Annotated in this window: 13 protein-coding genes; 4 read left to right on the forward strand and 9 right to left on the reverse strand. The window is 66.1% G+C overall.

Annotated elements, in window-relative coordinates; all coding sequences use genetic code 11:
• Nucleotides 1–51: 51 nt before the first annotated feature.
• On the reverse strand, nt 52–4,077 hold the full coding sequence (locus DIE13_RS21370) for a DUF3683 domain-containing protein (RefSeq protein ID WP_124829015.1): 4,026 nt from the start codon (nt 4,075–4,077) through the stop codon (nt 52–54).
• 575 nt (nt 4,078–4,652) lie between these two features.
• On the opposite strand from DIE13_RS21370, the gene ilvA reads away from it, so the two are divergent.
• Both ilvA and queF read left to right on the forward strand, forming a co-directional pair.
• Nucleotides 4,653–6,176: a threonine ammonia-lyase, biosynthetic gene (gene ilvA / locus DIE13_RS21380; RefSeq protein WP_124829017.1), complete on the forward strand. Its 1,524-nt coding sequence runs from the start codon at nt 4,653–4,655 to the stop codon at nt 6,174–6,176.
• 12 nt (nt 6,177–6,188) lie between these two features.
• A complete protein-coding gene (gene queF, locus DIE13_RS21385; RefSeq protein ID WP_124829019.1) occupies nt 6,189–7,019 on the forward strand; it encodes an NADPH-dependent 7-cyano-7-deazaguanine reductase QueF in 831 nt (276 codons plus the stop codon).
• Between the two features lie 66 nt (nt 7,020–7,085).
• Here queF and DIE13_RS21390 read toward each other — a convergent pair whose 3' ends face one another.
• The 6 genes from DIE13_RS21390 to DIE13_RS21415 form a co-directional block, all read right to left on the reverse strand.
• Nucleotides 7,086–7,508, reverse strand: a complete 423-nt coding sequence (locus tag DIE13_RS21390) for a hypothetical protein (RefSeq protein WP_124829021.1) — start codon at nt 7,506–7,508, stop codon at nt 7,086–7,088.
• A 276-nt stretch (nt 7,509–7,784) separates the two neighbouring features.
• The gene (locus tag DIE13_RS33470; protein WP_233409927.1) at nt 7,785–8,105 is read right to left on the reverse strand and encodes a peptidoglycan recognition family protein; all 321 of its coding nucleotides are present in this window, start codon (nt 8,103–8,105) and stop codon (nt 7,785–7,787) included.
• 94 nt (nt 8,106–8,199) lie between these two features.
• A complete protein-coding gene (locus DIE13_RS21400; protein ID WP_233409928.1) occupies nt 8,200–8,649 on the reverse strand; it encodes a DUF1493 family protein in 450 nt (149 codons plus the stop codon).
• A gap of 200 nt (nt 8,650–8,849) precedes the next feature.
• Nucleotides 8,850–9,236 (reverse strand): RidA family protein, encoded by a 387-nt coding sequence (locus tag DIE13_RS21405; protein ID WP_057926573.1) that lies wholly within the window; start codon nt 9,234–9,236, stop codon nt 8,850–8,852.
• Nucleotides 9,237–9,360: 124 nt separating this feature from the next.
• Nucleotides 9,361–10,842: an amidohydrolase family protein gene (locus tag DIE13_RS21410; protein ID WP_124829023.1), complete on the reverse strand. Its 1,482-nt coding sequence runs from the start codon at nt 10,840–10,842 to the stop codon at nt 9,361–9,363.
• 2 nt (nt 10,843–10,844) lie between these two features.
• The gene (locus DIE13_RS21415; RefSeq protein ID WP_124829025.1) at nt 10,845–11,780 is read right to left on the reverse strand and encodes a MurR/RpiR family transcriptional regulator; all 936 of its coding nucleotides are present in this window, start codon (nt 11,778–11,780) and stop codon (nt 10,845–10,847) included.
• A 119-nt stretch (nt 11,781–11,899) separates the two neighbouring features.
• Between DIE13_RS21415 and DIE13_RS21420 the strand changes: the two genes are divergently transcribed.
• Together DIE13_RS21420 and DIE13_RS21425 are read left to right on the forward strand one after the other, a co-directional pair.
• Nucleotides 11,900–13,180, forward strand: coding sequence for an amino acid deaminase (locus DIE13_RS21420; RefSeq protein ID WP_124829027.1), 1,281 nt, complete (start codon nt 11,900–11,902; stop codon nt 13,178–13,180).
• A 171-nt stretch (nt 13,181–13,351) separates the two neighbouring features.
• Entirely contained in the window at nt 13,352–13,933 is a 582-nt protein-coding gene (locus DIE13_RS21425; protein WP_124829029.1) for a DJ-1/PfpI family protein, read from the forward strand.
• A 135-nt stretch (nt 13,934–14,068) separates the two neighbouring features.
• Here the strand turns inward: DIE13_RS21425 and DIE13_RS21430 are convergent, their stop codons facing one another.
• Together DIE13_RS21430 and DIE13_RS21435 are read right to left on the reverse strand one after the other, a co-directional pair.
• Nucleotides 14,069–14,515, reverse strand: coding sequence for a MarR family winged helix-turn-helix transcriptional regulator (locus DIE13_RS21430; protein WP_124829031.1), 447 nt, complete (start codon nt 14,513–14,515; stop codon nt 14,069–14,071).
• Nucleotides 14,516–14,541: 26 nt separating this feature from the next.
• Nucleotides 14,542–16,137, reverse strand: a complete 1,596-nt coding sequence (locus DIE13_RS21435) for an MDR family MFS transporter (RefSeq protein WP_124829033.1) — start codon at nt 16,135–16,137, stop codon at nt 14,542–14,544.
• Nucleotides 16,138–16,197: the final 60 nt, after the last annotated feature.

Consider the following 16,197-nt stretch of genomic DNA (forward strand, 5'->3'; position numbering starts at 1 on the left):
GCCGGCGCCCGCTCTCATCCCAGGCCCCGCCGGGCGGTCGTCATGCCCGCATTAGACCAGCACGCGCTCGATCCCGCCATTGTTCGCATGTGCGACATAGTCGGCCATCCAGTTCTCGCCGAGCACCTGGCGCGCAATTTCGACCACGATGTAGTCGGCCTCGATGTTCGCGTCCTCGCTATAGCGCGACAGGCCCTGCAGGCACGACGGGCAGCTCGTCAGGATCTTCACGTCCGGGCCGTTCGCGGCCGCGGCAGCCGGCGCGGGTGCGCTGCCGGCCACGACCGGAATGCTGCGCAGCTTCGCGGCACCCTTGCGGATCTCCTCTTCCTTGCGGAAGCGAACCTGCGTGGAGATGTCCGGACGCGTGACCGCGAGCGTGCCCGATTCGCCGCAGCAACGCTCGTTCTTCTCGATCTTGTAGCCGTCCTTCTCCGTGCCCATCAGCTCGTTGACGAGCTTCACCGGATCCATCGTCTTGATCGGCGTGTGGCACGGGTCGTGATACATGTAACGCGTGCCCGTCACACCGTCGAGCTTCATCCCCTTCTCGAGCAGGAACTCGTGGATGTCGATGATCCGGCAGCCCGGGAAGATCTTGTCGAATTCGTAGCCCGCGAGCTGGTCGTAGCAAGTGCCGCACGACACGACCACCGTCTTGATGTCGAGGTAGTTGAGCGTGTTCGCGACCCGGTGGAACAGCACGCGGTTGTCGGTGACGATCTTCTCGGCCTTGTCGTACTGGCCCGAGCCACGCTGCGGATAACCGCAGCACAGGTAGCCCGGCGGCAGCACGGTCTGCACGCCTGCTTCCCACAGCATCGCCTGCGTCGCGAGGCCGACCTGCGAGAACAGGCGCTCGGAACCGCAGCCGGGGAAGTAGAACACCGCTTCCGAATCGACGGTCGTCGACTTCGGGTTGCGGATGATCGGCACGATCTTGTTGTCCTCGATGTCGAGCAGCGCGCGCGCCGTCTTCTTCGGCAGGTTGCCCGGCATCTTCTTGTTGACGAAGTGGATCACCTGCTCGATGACGGGCGGCTTGCCGGTCGTCGCGGGCGGGTGCTGCGTCTGCTTCGTCACGACCTTCTTCAGCATGTCGTTCGCGAAGCGCTGCGCCTTGTAGCCGACGCCCATCATCACGCTGCGCGCGGCGTTGATCGTCTGCGGATTGGTCGCGTTCAGGAAGAACATGCCCGCCGCATTGCCGGCATTGAACTTCTTCTTGCCCATCTTGCGCAACAGGTTGCGCATGTTCATCGTGACGTCGCCGAAGTCGATCTTCACCGGGCACGGCGTCGCGCACTTGTGGCACACCGTGCAGTGGTCGGCCACGTCGTTGAACTCGTCCCAGTGCTTGATCGACACACCGCGGCGCGTCTGCTCTTCGTACAGGAACGCCTCGACCAGCAACGACGTCGCGAGGATCTTGTTGCGCGGGCTGTACAGCAGGTTCGCGCGCGGCACGTGGGTCGCGCACACCGGCTTGCACTTGCCGCAGCGCAGGCAGTCCTTCACCGAATCGGCGATCGCGCCGATGTCGGACTGCTTCATGATCAGCGACTCGTAACCCATCAGCCCGAAGCTGGGCGTGTACGCGTTGCGCAGGTCCGCGCCGTCGAGCAGCTTGCCCTTGTTGAAGCGGCCGTTCGGGTCGACGCGCTGCTTGTACGCGCGGAATTCGGCGATCTCGTCGTCGGTCAGGAACTCGAGCTTCGTGATGCCGATCCCGTGCTCGCCGGAGATCACGCCGTCGAGCGAACGCGCGAGCGTCATGATGCGCGCGACCGCCGCGTGCGCATCCTGCAGCATCTCGTAGTTGTCGGAGTTGACCGGGAGGTTCGTGTGGACGTTGCCGTCGCCCGCGTGCATGTGCAGCGCGACGAACACGCGGCCGCGCAGCACCTGCTTGTGGATCGCCTGCGCTTCGTCGAGGATCTGCTTGAACGCACCGCCGTTGAAGATCGCGCGCAGTTCCGCGCGGATCTCCTGCTTCCACGAGATGCGGACCGTGCGGTCCTGAGTGATGTGGAACACTGTCGCGCCCGGCTGCTCGTCCGCGCGATCCGCGAACTTCTCGGCGAGCGCCTCGTAACCGAGCTGCACGAGGTAATGCTGCGCCTCGCGCAGCGGCTGGTCGAGCCGGTCGCGCACGAATTCCCAGCGCGCGCGCACGCGCTTGAGCAACTCCAGCGCCTGCTGCACGCGGTCTTCCAGCAGTTCGGCGCTCGGGATCTCGTTCGCGTCGTCGGTCTTGCCGAGCGGCAGGTTGCCGGCCCTGAAGAACGCTTCGAGCGCGTCCACCAGCTGCAGCTTGTTCTTCAGCGACAGCTCGATGTTGATCCGTTCGATGCCGTCGGTGTACTCGCCCATCCGGTTCAGCGGGATGACGACGTCTTCGTTGATCTTGAACGCGTTGGTGTGCTTCGCGATCGCGGCCGTGCGGCTGCGGTCGAGCCAGAAGCGCTTGCGCGCCTCCGCGCTGACCGCGACGAAGCCTTCGCCGCTCTTGCCGTTCGCCATCCGGATCACTTCGGACGTCGCGTGCGCGACCGCATCGGCGTCGTCGCCGACGATGTCGCCGATCAGCACCATCTTGGGGAATGCGTTGCGCTTGCTCTTGGTCGCGTAGCCGACCGCGCGCAGGTAGCGCTCGTCGAGGTGCTCGAGGCCCGCGAGAATCGCGCCGCCCTGCTTCGACGTTTCGAACAGGTAGTCCTTGATCTCGACGATGCTCGGGATCGCCTCGCGCGCCTGGCCGAAGAATTCGAGGCACACGGTGCGCGTGTGCGCGGGCATCTTGTGCAGCACCCAGCGCGCGGACGTGATGAGCCCGTCGCAACCTTCCTTCTGCACGCCCGGCAGGCCGGCGAGGAACTTGTCGGTCACATCCTTGCCGAGGCCTTCCTTGCGGAAGCGCCGGCCTTCGATCTCGAGCATCTCGGTGCGCAGCAGCTTCTCGCCCGGCGCGTACGCGCCGTCGAACCACTTCAGCTCGAAACGCGCGACCGCGATGTCGTGGATCTTGCCCTGGTTGTGCTCGTGGCGCGTGACTTCGAGCCAGTTGCCGTCCGGGTCGACCATCCGCCACCAGGCCAGGTTGTCGAGCGCGGTACCCCACAGCACGGCCTTCTTGCCGCCCGCGTTCATCGCGACGTTGCCGCCGATGCACGATGCGTCGAGCGAGGTCGGATCGACCGCGAACACGTAGCCGGCCGCCTCGGCCGCTTCGGTCACGCGACGCGTGACGACGCCCGCGCCGGAGAAGATCGTCGGCACCTTGTGCGCAACGCCCGGCAACTCGGTAAGTTCAACCGCGCCGAGCTGTTCGAGCTTCTCGGTGTTGATCACTGCAGAGAACGGCGTGAGCGGCACCGCACCGCCCGTGTAACCGGTACCGCCGCCGCGCGGAATCACGGTCAGGCCGAGTTCGAAGCAGGCCTTGATCAGCGCCGCGATCTCGGCTTCGGTATCGGGGGTCAGCACGACGAACGGGTATTCGACACGCCAGTCGGTCGCATCGGTCACGTGCGACACGCGCGACAACCCGTCGAAGCGGATGTTGTCCTTCTGCGTGCAGCGGCCGAGCGCCTTGGTGGCACGGCGGCGCAGGTCGGCCATTTTCTCGAATTCGTCGGCGAACTCGTCGACCGCGCGTTGCGCGGCCGTCTCGAGCATCTCGACACGCGATGCGCGCTCGCGGCCCGCGTCGTCGTGGTGCTCGGTCAGGTCGGCGCGGCGGCGCTTGCCGATCTCGGTCAGGCGGTGGTTCAGCGCCTCGATCAGGAGCGCGCGGCGCTTCGGATTGTCGAGCAGGTCGTCCTGCAGGTACGGGTTGCGGCGCACGACCCAGATGTCGCCGAGCACCTCGTACAGCATCCGTGCCGAGCGACCCGTGCGGCGTTCGGCGCGCAGCTCGTCGAGCACCGACCACGCCTCCTCGCCGAGCAGGCGGATCACGATCTCGCGGTCGGAGAAGGACGTGTAGTTATAGGGAATCTCGCGCAGCCGGGGCGCGGGGTCGGCGGCGACGGTGGCAGCCGCGCCATGCGGATCGAAAACTTGTGGTGCGTTCATGTTCGGACGACTCGGAGGGCCGATACACCGTGAACGGGCGTCGGCAAGCGCGTACGCGCAATCTTGGGGAAATCTGTTCTGGTGCCAGGCGTGCGACTATCTCGCATGGGGCCGGAGCGGGTCTGGACTCACCGTTCCGGGTCGGCAGGGCCTGGCGGCACTCGGAGCCATCAGCACGATCGCGCGCGGCGCGCATGCCGTTCCGCCGCGGGGCTGGCTGCGCGCGGCGTCGGCTTCAATTGGGCGATCCGAGGGTGCCTCTGCATCTTCCGATCCTTGATTCAAAACGGAATTCTAACCCATGATCGGGCCGTCCGTGGCACGCCGGACAGGTCGTGGGGCTATCCCCGCAACCCGCGCCACGCCTGGGCCTGCGCGGTTTTGCTGCGGCATTCGCCATCCGTCCGGTCGGTAACCGCGCAGTTAAACCGGTAAAAAATGGCGCCCTGCCCGTCAAATAGGCATTCGGGGCCACGCCGCGACGGCGCGCCCGGCATGCCGCTTGCGTGCGGACGGACCCTTGGCGCTATCATTGATCCTTTACCGTCTGCTTTCCGCACTGCACGCGAGCGTCCATGGCATCCCACGATTACCTGAAGAAAATCCTCACGGCGCGCGTCTACGACGTCGCGCTCGAGACGGAACTCGAACCCGCCCGCAACCTGTCGGCACGGCTGCGCAACCCCGTTTACCTGAAGCGCGAGGACAACCAGCCGGTGTTCTCGTTCAAGCTGCGCGGCGCGTACAACAAGATGGCGCACATTCCGGCCGACGCGCTCGCGCGTGGCGTGATTACGGCCTCGGCCGGCAACCACGCGCAGGGCGTCGCGTTCTCGGCGGCCCGGATGGGCATCAAGGCCGTGATCGTCGTGCCGGTCACGACGCCGCAGGTGAAGGTCGACGCCGTGCGCGCGCACGGCGGCCCGAGCGTCGAGGTGATCCAGGCGGGCGAATCGTACAGCGATGCGTATGCGCATGCGGTCAAGGTGCAGGCCGAGCGCGATCTCACGTTCGTCCACCCGTTCGACGATCCGTACGTGATCGCCGGCCAGGGCACGATCGCGATGGAGATCCTGCGCCAGCACCAGGGCCCGATCCACGCGATCTTCGTGCCGATCGGCGGCGGCGGGCTCGCGGCCGGCGTGGCCGCGTACGTCAAGGCGGTGCGCCCGGAGATCAAGGTGTTCGGCGTGCAGGCCGAGGATTCGTGCGCAATGGCGCAATCGCTGCAGAAGGGCGAGCGCGTCGAGCTTAGCGAGGTCGGCCTGTTCGCGGACGGCACCGCGGTGAAGCTCGTCGGCGAGGAAACCTTCCGGCTGTGCCGCGAATTCCTCGACGGTGTCGTGACGGTCGACACCGACGCACTGTGCGCGGCGATCAAGGACGTGTTCCAGGACACGCGCAGCGTGCTCGAGCCGTCGGGCGCGCTCGCGGTCGCGGGCGCCAAACGCTACGCGGAGCGCGAAGGCATCGAAAACCAGACGCTCGTCGCGGTCACGTCCGGTGCGAACATGAACTTCGACCGGATGCGTTTCGTCGCCGAACGAGCGGAAGTCGGCGAAGCGCGCGAAGCCGTGTTCGCGGTCACGATCCCCGAGGAGCGCGGCAGCTTCAAGCGCTTCTGCTCGCTCGTCGGCGACCGCAACGTGACCGAGTTCAACTACCGGATCGCCGATGCGCAGTCCGCGCACATCTTCGTCGGCGTGCAGATCAAGCGCCGCGGCGAATCGGCCGAGATCGCCGCGAACTTCGAGTCGCACGGCTTCCAGAGCGTCGACCTGACGCACGACGAGCTGTCGAAGGAACATATTCGCTACATGGTGGGCGGCCGCTCGCCGCTCGCGCTGGACGAACGCCTGTTCCGCTTCGAATTCCCGGAGCGGCCGGGCGCGCTGATGAAGTTCCTGTCGTCGATGGCGCCGGACTGGAACATCAGCCTGTTCCACTACCGCAACCAGGGCGCGGACTACAGCTCGATCCTCGTCGGGCTGCAAGTGCCGCAGGCCGATCGCACCGAGTTCGAACGCTTCCTCGCGGCGCTCGGCTATCCGTATGTCGAAGAGAGCGCCAATCCGGCTTACCGCCTCTTCCTGTCGTAAAGGCGTCACGCAATGAATCCCGAACACTCCCCGCTCGGCAAGGCCACCGTCTACGCCACGCAGTACGACGCGTCGCTGCTGTTCCCGATCCCGCGCGCCGGCGCGCGCGAGCAACTCGGCATCACGTCGGCGCTGCCGTTCTTCGGCACCGACATCTGGAACGCGTACGAGCTGTCGTGGCTCAATGCGCGCGGCAAGCCGCAGGTCGCGGTCGCGACGTTCTACGTGCCGGCCGAATCGCCGAGCATCGTCGAATCGAAGTCGTTCAAGCTGTATCTCGGCTCGTTCGCGCAATCGAAGTTCGACTCGGTCGACGCGGTGCGTGACGCGCTCAAGCGCGACGTCTCGGCCGCGTGCGGCGCGAGCGTGTCGGTGCAACTCGTGTCGCCGCACGATTTCGCGAAGCTCGGGATGGAAGAACTCGACGGGCTCTCGCTCGACCGGCTCGACCTCGACACCGACGTGTACGAACCCGATCCGTCGCTCCTGTCGGCGGCCGACGCCGAGGACGAAGCGCCGGTGGAGGAGACGCTCGTGTCCGACCTGCTGCGCTCGAACTGCCCGGTCACCGGCCAGCCCGACTGGGGCAGCGTGCAGATCCACTACGTCGGCCCGCAGATCGATCATGCGGGGCTGCTGCGCTACATCATCTCGTTCCGCAATCACACGGGCTTTCACGAGCAGTGCGTCGAGCGCATCTTCCTCGACATCATGCACGCGTGCAAACCAGTGAAGCTCGCGGTGTATGCGCGCTATACGCGCCGTGGCGGGCTCGACATCAACCCGTTCCGCACGAACTACAACCAGCCGATGCCGGATAACGCGCGGACGGCTCGGCAGTAAATGAAGCGGTGTTGGCGGGCACTTTTCGGGCCGCCAACACCAACCGCTTGCGGACGAAGCGTCGCTCTAATTCGGTGCGAACACGTCGGCTCGGCACTTTGGGCAATACAGGTAGAGTGTTCGACCATCGGGCATCGAAATGAAGCCGCGCCTTGCCTGGTCTATCCGCCACTTCGCCGCGCCACCGCCCGCGAGACGTACACTGCCTTCCGCATAGCAATTCGCGGCGTCCAGATCATGGCTGTACGCCCGTGCCGTTACACGGCTCGCACGCTTGAAAAACGCGCTGACATCCGCCTGCCGAAGAACGAATGCACGACACATATCCGGCGTTTCGTCCCCGCTGATGTCAGCCGACCACGCGCCGTTCCTCACGATTTCGACTGACTTCGGTCCGACAGCGGGAACCTCCCCGCCGGACAGCGGGCCCGCAACCGCACTGAGGTTGAGCAAGAACGCCAACATCAAAACCGCGATCCGAATCACCATTGCGCCCTCGCCGCCTCCGTCCGGTTCTTCCTCGATACTGTCGGGTGGCGAAAAACCTCTGTCATCGGAACATTCATCGTTATCGAAATTTCATGGATGAGCCATCGAAGCGAGTCGTTCTGAGCGTCCGGCGCCGCGATGTAGGTCTGTCGATCAGGGTTGGGTTCAATGAGCGGTAGCGCCTCCCCGACCAATTCCACGCCAATGCTGTCTGTATTGGAAGGGTAACGGTCCGGGACCGCCTTGCGCATCTCCCGCCGGTTTTCGCCGCGCGGGTCAAAACGGCGAAGCTGCTGCAGTTCGACTGGCGTGCAACGCAATTCGGCAACGCAGCGCGCCTTGATTCGCGCCTACATGCCAAGTCTGCTTCTTCAAAGATGCCGTCTGGTAAATCGTCCCGTCTTTTTCAATCAGAAAATGCGCCCCGGTAGCATATGCATTCTGATAGCTATTGAGCGCAGAGGCCGCCGTTGAACCGCCCGTTTGATGAACGATAACCCCACTAATCCTCTGCATGGCGCCGCGCTCGATCTGGGCTTTTCTGACTCGCACTACGCGCGGACTCACGACCATCCCATTGGAATCAATCAAAAGCATTCAATACCCGCCCCACGTCATATCGCCGCAATCTTTCCGCCCAATCGCTTGCGTTCAGGCCCTCCCCCGTCACGCACGCCATTCATCCGGCCTTTCACGGCAGCTCGGCCAATCGTCTGGTGCCCCATTTCCGGTCAACCACCGCGCGGTAGAGCATCGCCAGTGTGATCGGTTCCCGTTTGAGATCGTGCGGTTTCCGAAGTACCCATCTCCGAAACAGCGAATAGAGCGGCCCCTCGCCTTCCATCAGGAAATACCGGTGAAAATCGAAGTCGCCGGTATCGATGGAAAAGCGCTCAAAAAAATGGCCCATGAAATCGTCGGCCTCGTCGCCGGTCTGGCCAAGATCCTCCCAAAGCCTCATGGCAGCGGACAGCGGCATCGATTTACCGAGCCCGACCTCCGATCTGACAAATACCTCGATCTCGTCCCAACGCATGCTTTCCAGCAAAACACCTTGCCGTCCGGTTCGACAAGGCGATTGTATTTGGCGATCGCGCCGTGCACCCGTGCCGATCACCGACGCAGCCCGCCAGACAGGCATGTCACGTCGAGCCTCATCGAAAAAATTTCGTCACGCAATGCAAAATTCCGGTGCCTCTCGTACCCCGCGTCAACCTCGCTGCATTTGAACGCCGCCGCCCATCCGATCGCCCTCGTCCACGCATCGGCTCCGCCCAGACGCAACGAGGCCGGCGCACATCAATGCGCCGGCCTCGTCACACAACCATTCGCCCTCGCGCGTTACTTCGCCGGCGCCTTATACGCGATGCAATCGACCTCGACCTTGCAGTCGATGACCATGCTCGACTGCACGCATGCGCGTGCCGGCGGGTTCTCGCCGAAGTACGACACGAACACCTTGTTGAACGACGCGAAATCGCGTGCGTCGTCGAGCCACACGCCGCAGCGCACGACGTGCTCGAGGCCGTAACCGGCTTCCTTCAGGATCGCGATCACGTTCTCGATCGTCTGCTTCGACTGCGTGACGATCCCGCCTTCGACGACCTCGCCGTTCACCATCGGCGTCTGGCCCGACACGTACAGCCAGCCATCGGCCTCGACCGCACGCGCAAACGGCATCACCTGGCCGCCGGTACCCTTCGCTTCGCCTACACCATATCGCTTCATCGCTTCACTCCTTGTTTGTCGGCCGGAGCCGGCGCATCGGCGCCTGCTCCCGCCCCATGCAACGCACGGTTGCGGATGCGCGCACCGACCCTGGCGCGCGCGGCAGATCGAATCAAGACCGCGCTCAGAACGCGGCGTCGGCACTCGCCGGCACGCGCTCGCCGCGCGCGACGAAACCGCCGGCGCGCTCGCCGGTCGGCTGGCCGTTCTCATAAGTCAGCACGCCGTTCACCCACACGGCGTCGATCCCGTGCGCGGGTTGCTGCGGCTTCTCGAACGTCGCGGCGTCGATCACGCACGCCGGATCGAACAGCACGAGATCCGCGTGGTAGCCGACATGCACTTCGCCGCGCCGCGCGATCCCGTAGCGGCGCGCGGACAGCGACGTCATCTTGCGGATCGCTTCCTCGAGCGGCAGCAGGTTCGTGTCGCGCACGTAATGGCCGAGCACGCGCGGAAACGCACCCCACAGCCGTGGATGCGGCAGCGGATCGTTCGGCAGGCCGTCCGAGCCGACCATCGTCGCCGGGTGGGACAGGATCCGGCGCACGTCGTCCTCGGACATGTTGTGGTACACGGCGCCGGCCGGGCGGATCCGCTGGGCGGCCTCCTGCTCGGTCACGCCCCAGTCGGCCGCGATCGCCTTCAGCAGCTTGCCGGCAACTTCCGGATGCGGCTCCGACCACGTGATCGTGATGTCGATGTCGCCCGTCACCTGCTTCAGGTCGAGCGTCGACGAACTGCGGCTGTACGGATAGCAGTCGCAACCGACTGGCTGGTAGCGACGCGCGCCTTCGAGCGACGCGAGCACCTCGGTGCTGCGCCCCCAGTTCGACGGGCCCGCGCACTTCAGGTGCGAGATCACGACCGGCACCTGCGCGTGACGGCCAACGCGGTATGCCTCGTCCATCGCGTCGAGGATCGCGTCGAACTCGGTGCGCATATGAGTCGTGTACAGCGCGCCCGCGTTCGCGAGCGGCTCGGCAAGCGCCATCACTTCCTCGGCCGGTGCCGCAAACGCGGAGCCGTACGCAAGGCCCGACGACAATCCGAGTGCGCCGTTCGCGAGCGCCTCTTCAAGCTGCGCGCGCATCCCGGCGATTTCGCCGTCGGTCGCCGCGCGGTCGAGGCGGTCCATCTGGTTGTTGCGCAGTGCGGTGTGCCCGACGAGCGCCGCGACGTTGACGGCCGGACGCGCGGCGTTCACGGCGGCGACGTAGTCGGCGAAGGTCGGGTAGCGAAATGCGTCGCGCTCGCCCAGCAGGTTCATCGGGTCCGGCGGGTTGCCCGCGAGCGTCACGGGCGACGCGCTGATCCCGCAGTTGCCGACGATCACGGTCGTCACGCCCTGCGAGATCTTCGGCAGCATCTCGGGTGCACGGATCACGTGCGTGTCGTCATGCGTGTGCACGTCGACGAAGCCCGGCGCGAGCGCGCGGCCGTTCGCATCGACGACGGTCTCGGCGAGCCAGTTCGACAGGTTGCCGATCGCCGCGATCACGCCGTTGCGGATCGCGACGTCGCGCGTGACGGGCGGCGCGCCGGTGCCGTCGTACAGCTGCGCGCCGACGATCAGCGTATCGGCGGCTTCGGGATGCGAATGCATGGTCAGTCTCCTACCGGTTGACGGTCTCCGCCGCCACGATGCGCATCGAGCGCATGCTTGATGCGGCGCAACGATTCCCGGCCCGCATCGCCGAGCCGCAGCGCGACTCCGGTGACGAGCACGTCGATCGCCATCATCATCGCGTAGCGCGATGTCGAAGGCTTGTAAATGAAATCGGTTTCGAATGCGACGACCGGAATCAGGTGGTCGGCGAGCTTCGCGAGCGGCGACGCCGGCGCGGTGATCGCGATCAGCTTCGCGCCGTAGCGCTTCGCAAGCCGGCAGCTCTCGAGCAGCTCGGGCACGCGGCCGCTGACCGACAGCGCGACGACCACGGCGTCGCGCGACAGCGTCGCGGACACCATCCGCTGCAGCAGGCTGTCCTGGTAGCTCGCGACCGGCCGGCCGAAACGCACGAGCCTGAAACGCAGTTCGTCGGCGAGCGCGGTCGAGCCGCCGCCCTGCCCGTACACATAGATCATCTTCGCGCCGGCGAGCAGGCCAGCAGCCGCGTCGAACGACGTGTTGCGCAGCAATTGATGGTTGTGCGCGAGCGCCACGCGGATTTCGTCGTAGACGACCGACGCGGGGCTCGCGTCTTCCGCGGGACCGTCGTCGGACGGCACCAGAAAGCGCTGGCCGACGGCCGCCGCCTGCGCGACGAGCACCTTGAGTTCGCGCACGTCGCGGCAGCCGACGGCCTTCGCGAAACGCGTGACCGTCGCGACGCTGACTTCCGCGTCGCGTGCCAGCGCGCCGATGCTCGCATGCGCGGCGCGCGCGAGATCGGCGAGGATGAACGCGGCGACCTTGCGCTCGGCCTCGCGCAACTCGGGCGCGCATTCGGCGATCCGCGCGACGATGTCGAGGACCGGCGGGGCGACCGGAGCCGGTTGCTCGGCGCCGGACGGAACGGACGGGATAGCGGGCGTATTCATCTGCCGAAAGGGATGCGGAGCTTGATGTTACTAAATAACATTACCGCGCAGATGCTACTTTCTGTACCATCTGCGTGTCAACTTCAATGCAATGCACAGTGATGATGGAGCGCGATTACATGAAAGTTACAAACTATCAGGAGCCGACGATCGATCCGTTGGGCAAGGGTCTCGGCAACGTCCCGAGCGCGAGCGTGCGGCTCGACGACGCGGGCCGTCTCGAGTGGAACCTGCTCGCGGAAGACGTCAGCCTGCCGGCCGCGGTGCTGTACGCGGATCGCATCGAACACAACCTGAACTGGATGCAGGCATTTGTCCAGCAGTACGGTGTCCAGTTCGCGCCGCATGGCAAAACGACGATGGCGCCGCAACTGTTCCGCCGCCAGCTTGACGCCGGCGCATGGGGCATCACGCTCGCGACCGCGCATCAGACGCAGGCCGCGTATCACGGCGGCGTGCGGCGCGTGCTGCTCGCGAACCAGTTGGTCGGCCGCCAGAACATGACGATCATTGCGGGGCTCTTGTCCGATCCCGATTTCGAGTTTTTCTGCCTCGTCGATTCTGCCGACAGCGTCGACCAGCTCGGCCGCTTCTTCGGCGACGCGAAGAAATCGCTGAACGTGCTGATCGAACTCGGCGTGCCGGGCGGCCGCGCGGGCGTGCGCGATGCCGCGCAGCGCCAGGCGGTGCTCGATGCGATCGCGCGCTATCCGGACACGCTGAAGCTGGCCGGCATCGAACTCTACGAAGGCGTGCTGAAGGAGGAAGGCGAGATCCGCGCGTTCCTGCAGGGCGCGGTCGCGCTCACGCGCGAGCTGGCCGAAGCAGGCCGCTTCGCGCGCACGCCGGCGATCCTGTCGGGCGCGGGCTCGGCCTGGTACGACGTGGTCGCGGAGGAATTCGCGAAGGCATCCGACGCGGGTTTCGCGGAAGTCGTGCTGCGTCCGGGCTGCTACCTGACGCACGACGTCGGCATCTACAAGAAGGCACAGACCGACGTGTTCGCGCGCAACCCGATCGCACGCAAGATGGGCGAAGGGCTGCTGCCGGCGCTGCAACTGTGGGCGTACGTGCAGTCGGTGCCGGAGCAGGATCGCGCGATCATCGCGCTCGGCAAGCGCGACGCCGCTTTCGACGCGGGCCTGCCCGAGCCGGCGCGGCATTTCCGTCCGGGCCGCGACAGCGCGCCGCGTGAAGTCGCCGCGAGCGAAGGCTGGGCGGTCACCGGGATGATGGACCAGCACGCGTACCTGCAGATCCCGCCGGGCGCGGACGTGAAGGTCGGCGACATGGTCGCGTTCGACATCTCGCACCCGTGCCTGACATTCGACAAGTGGCGCCAGCTGCTCGTCCTCGATCCGCAGTTCCGCGTGACGGAAGTCGTCGAAACCTTCTTCTGACGCGCCGCACGCGCCACGCCACCGCCCCGCCGCCGCACGGGGCGGCCGTCACGCGCGCTTCAATCTGCCGGAGTACACTGCGCTTTCGTCCTCGGGGCCGCTTCGCCGCCGTTGCACCGTCTGCCGCACACGACGCGAACGGGCCCTCAACGCTGTTCAATGGAGAAAGCCATGGCCGCGAAGAAGATCCTGTTCCTGACCGGCGATTTCGCCGAAGACTACGAAACGATGGTGCCGTTCCAGGCGCTGCAGGCCGTCGGCCATCACGTCGATGCAGTCTGCCCGGGCAAGCGCGCGGGCGACAAGGTCAAGACCGCGATCCACGATTTCGAAGGCGACCAGACCTACACCGAAAAACCCGGCCACCAGTTCACGCTGAACGCAACGTTCGACGACGTCGATGCGTCCGGCTACGACGCGCTCGCGATCGCGGGCGGCCGTGCGCCCGAATACCTGCGGCTCGATTCGAAGGTGATCGCGCTGGTGCGCGCGTTCGCGCAGGCCGGCAAGCCGATCGCCGCGATCTGCCATGCGGCGCAACTGCTCGCGGCCGCCGACGTGATCCGCGGCAAGCGCATCTCGGCCTACCCGGCCTGCGCGCCCGAAGTGAAGCTCGCAGGCGGCGAATACGCGGACATCCCGGTCGATGCAGCCGTGACCGATGCGCCGTTCGTCACCGCACCCGCGTGGCCCGCGCATCCGGCATGGATCGCGCAGTTCCTCGCGCTGCTGGGCACGCGCATCGAGCTGTAAACGAAGTGAAATGAAAGGCCGGCCGGCGGCGGGTTCGCGCGACCCGTGCTCCGGTCGCTCACAGCCGGGGCGTGCTGCTCCGTGCCGCGCCTTCTCCAGCCCGCCCCTGCTTCCTGCCCGTTCCCGCCGCGCCGTTCAGTGCGACGCCGGCGTGGACGCGACGTCCGCGATACGCGACTCCAGCATCGCCAGCGCGCCCGACAGCGCACTGAGCACGTCGTCCGGCAATTGCGCCATCGTCTGATCGAGGAATGCCTTGCGGCGCGGCAAACACGCGTCGAATGCGGCGCGGCCGTCGGCTGTGAGCGTCACGTTGGTCACGCGGTTGTCGCGTGCGTCGGACGCGCGCTCGATCCAGCCGAGCGCGTCGAGCGACTTCAGCTGGCGCGTGAGCGCGCCCGGATCGATGCGCAGCACCTCGACGAGCTTCTTCTGCGACGAATGCCCGCCCAGCGTGTGCAGCGCGACCATGATCCGCCAGCGCGGCATCGGCTGCCCGACGTGCGTTTCGAACGCGGTCATGAACGCGCGATACGTGCGTCCGAATTGCTGCAAGATCGCGACGCGGTCCTGTTCTTCCATGCGCTGAGTTCTATTCATTCAATCGATCAATCGGCCGCGACATGCGGCTCGATCTTGTGCCGCAGCGCGACCGGCGGCACGCGGCGGCACTGCCACACCGACACGACGGCAACGACGGCCGCCATCGCGACGCCCAGGTGAATCGCACCGACCAGCGATTCGCGGGCCGCTTCCAGCAGCAGCGCGCCATTATGCCCGGCGCGCGTGAGCGCGGCGACGAGACCGCCCTGCGCCGCGCGATCGATCAGGATCTGCGGATCGGCGAGCTGCGCATGCCACTGCATTGCGTGGTCGCCCGACAGCGCATCGCGCACGCCGCTCGAATACAGCTGGTTGACGAGCGTGCCCGTCAGCGCGGTGCCGATCATCCCGCCGACCATCCGCAGCGACTGCAGCAGCGCGGTCGCGATGCCGAGGTGCTCGCGGCCGGCCGTCTGCTGCGCGAACACGGTGAGGTTCGGCAGCACGAAGCCCAGGCCGATGCCGCCCGAGACCATCAGCGCCATCAGCACCCAGGTCGGCGTTGCATGCGTCGACACGACGATGCCCGCGCACGCGATCGCGAACAGCACGAAACCGACGTGCAGCATCGCGTTCGGATTGCGGATGCGCGTGACGACCCGTCCGTTCATGATGCTGCCGATCGTGATGAACACGACGAGCGGCGTGATTACGAGCCCCGCCTCCTTCGGCGACATCCCGAAGCCGCCCTGGAACAGGAGCGGCGCATAGAACAGCAGCGAGAACATCGAGAAGCCCGCGAGAATCGCGAGCACGAACAGCGCGGACAGCGCGCGGTTGCCGAACATGTCGAACGGCAGGATCGGCTGCGCGCAGCGCTTTTCCCAATGCCACAAGCCGACGCCGGCGCCGACCGAGACGACCAGCAGCAGCGACGCCCAGCTCATCACGCCGTACTTCGGCAGCCATTCGACGAACAGCTGCAGCGCGCCGAGCGACAGCGCGATCAGCAGCGCGCCGGGCCAGTCGAGCCGCATCTTGCGGTCGTGCTCGACGTGCCGCAGGTGCGGCAGGTAGCGCCACACGAAGAACAGCGACAGCAGGCCGACCGGCAGGTTCACGTAGAACACCGAGCGCCAGCCGAACGACTGGGTCAGGATCCCGCCCAGCGACGGCCCGACCGCGTTGGCGATGCCGAACGCGGAGCTCATCAGCACCTGCCAGCGCAGCCGCACGACGGAATCGGGGAACAAGTCGGGAATGCACGCGAACGCGGTGCCGACCAGCATCCCGCCGCCGATGCCCTGCAGGCCGCGTGCGAGCACCAGATACAGCATGTCGTTGGCCATCCCGCAGAGCACCGACGCGCCGGTGAACACGACGATCGACGCGATCACGAACGGCTTGCGGCCGTAATAGTCGCCGAGCCGGCCGAAGATCGGCACGGTAATCACGGAACTGAGCAGGTACGACGTCGCAACCCATGCGTACAGGTCGAAGCCCCTCAACTCGGCGACGATGGTCGGCAGCGCGGTGCCGACGACCGTCTGGTCGAGCGCGACGAGCATGGTAACGAACGAGATCCCGATCATCGCGAGCAGCGATTCGCGGAACGGCAGGACTTGCCCGCTCGAATGGTGGGCGGCAGTATGGACGGCCATTTTTTGTTGATGCAACTTTTGACGAGTCAAATAATCTCAAAATTCTAGCATGCCGGAGTA

The sequence above is a fragment of the Burkholderia sp. Bp9016 genome, assembly GCF_003857765.1.
Classification (GTDB): domain Bacteria; phylum Pseudomonadota; class Gammaproteobacteria; order Burkholderiales; family Burkholderiaceae; genus Burkholderia.

What these genes read in the sequence shown, in the direction of transcription:
- DIE13_RS21370 (WP_124829015.1), bottom strand. Translation starts at nt 4,077, where the DNA reads ATGAACGCACCACAAGTTTTCGATCCGCATGGCGCGGCTGCCACCGTC.
- ilvA (WP_124829017.1), top strand. Translation starts at nt 4,653, where the DNA reads ATGGCATCCCACGATTACCTGAAGAAAATCCTCACGGCGCGCGTCTAC.
- queF (WP_124829019.1), top strand. Translation starts at nt 6,189, where the DNA reads ATGAATCCCGAACACTCCCCGCTCGGCAAGGCCACCGTCTACGCCACG.
- DIE13_RS21390 (WP_124829021.1), bottom strand. Translation starts at nt 7,508, where the DNA reads ATGGTGATTCGGATCGCGGTTTTGATGTTGGCGTTCTTGCTCAACCTC.
- DIE13_RS33470 (WP_233409927.1), bottom strand. Translation starts at nt 8,105, where the DNA reads ATGCTTTTGATTGATTCCAATGGGATGGTCGTGAGTCCGCGCGTAGTG.
- DIE13_RS21400 (WP_233409928.1), bottom strand. Translation starts at nt 8,649, where the DNA reads ATGCCTGTCTGGCGGGCTGCGTCGGTGATCGGCACGGGTGCACGGCGC.
- DIE13_RS21405 (WP_057926573.1), bottom strand. Translation starts at nt 9,236, where the DNA reads ATGAAGCGATATGGTGTAGGCGAAGCGAAGGGTACCGGCGGCCAGGTG.
- DIE13_RS21410 (WP_124829023.1), bottom strand. Translation starts at nt 10,842, where the DNA reads ATGCATTCGCATCCCGAAGCCGCCGATACGCTGATCGTCGGCGCGCAG.
- DIE13_RS21415 (WP_124829025.1), bottom strand. Translation starts at nt 11,780, where the DNA reads ATGAATACGCCCGCTATCCCGTCCGTTCCGTCCGGCGCCGAGCAACCG.
- DIE13_RS21420 (WP_124829027.1), top strand. Translation starts at nt 11,900, where the DNA reads ATGAAAGTTACAAACTATCAGGAGCCGACGATCGATCCGTTGGGCAAG.
- DIE13_RS21425 (WP_124829029.1), top strand. Translation starts at nt 13,352, where the DNA reads ATGGCCGCGAAGAAGATCCTGTTCCTGACCGGCGATTTCGCCGAAGAC.
- DIE13_RS21430 (WP_124829031.1), bottom strand. Translation starts at nt 14,515, where the DNA reads ATGGAAGAACAGGACCGCGTCGCGATCTTGCAGCAATTCGGACGCACG.
- DIE13_RS21435 (WP_124829033.1), bottom strand. Translation starts at nt 16,137, where the DNA reads ATGGCCGTCCATACTGCCGCCCACCATTCGAGCGGGCAAGTCCTGCCG.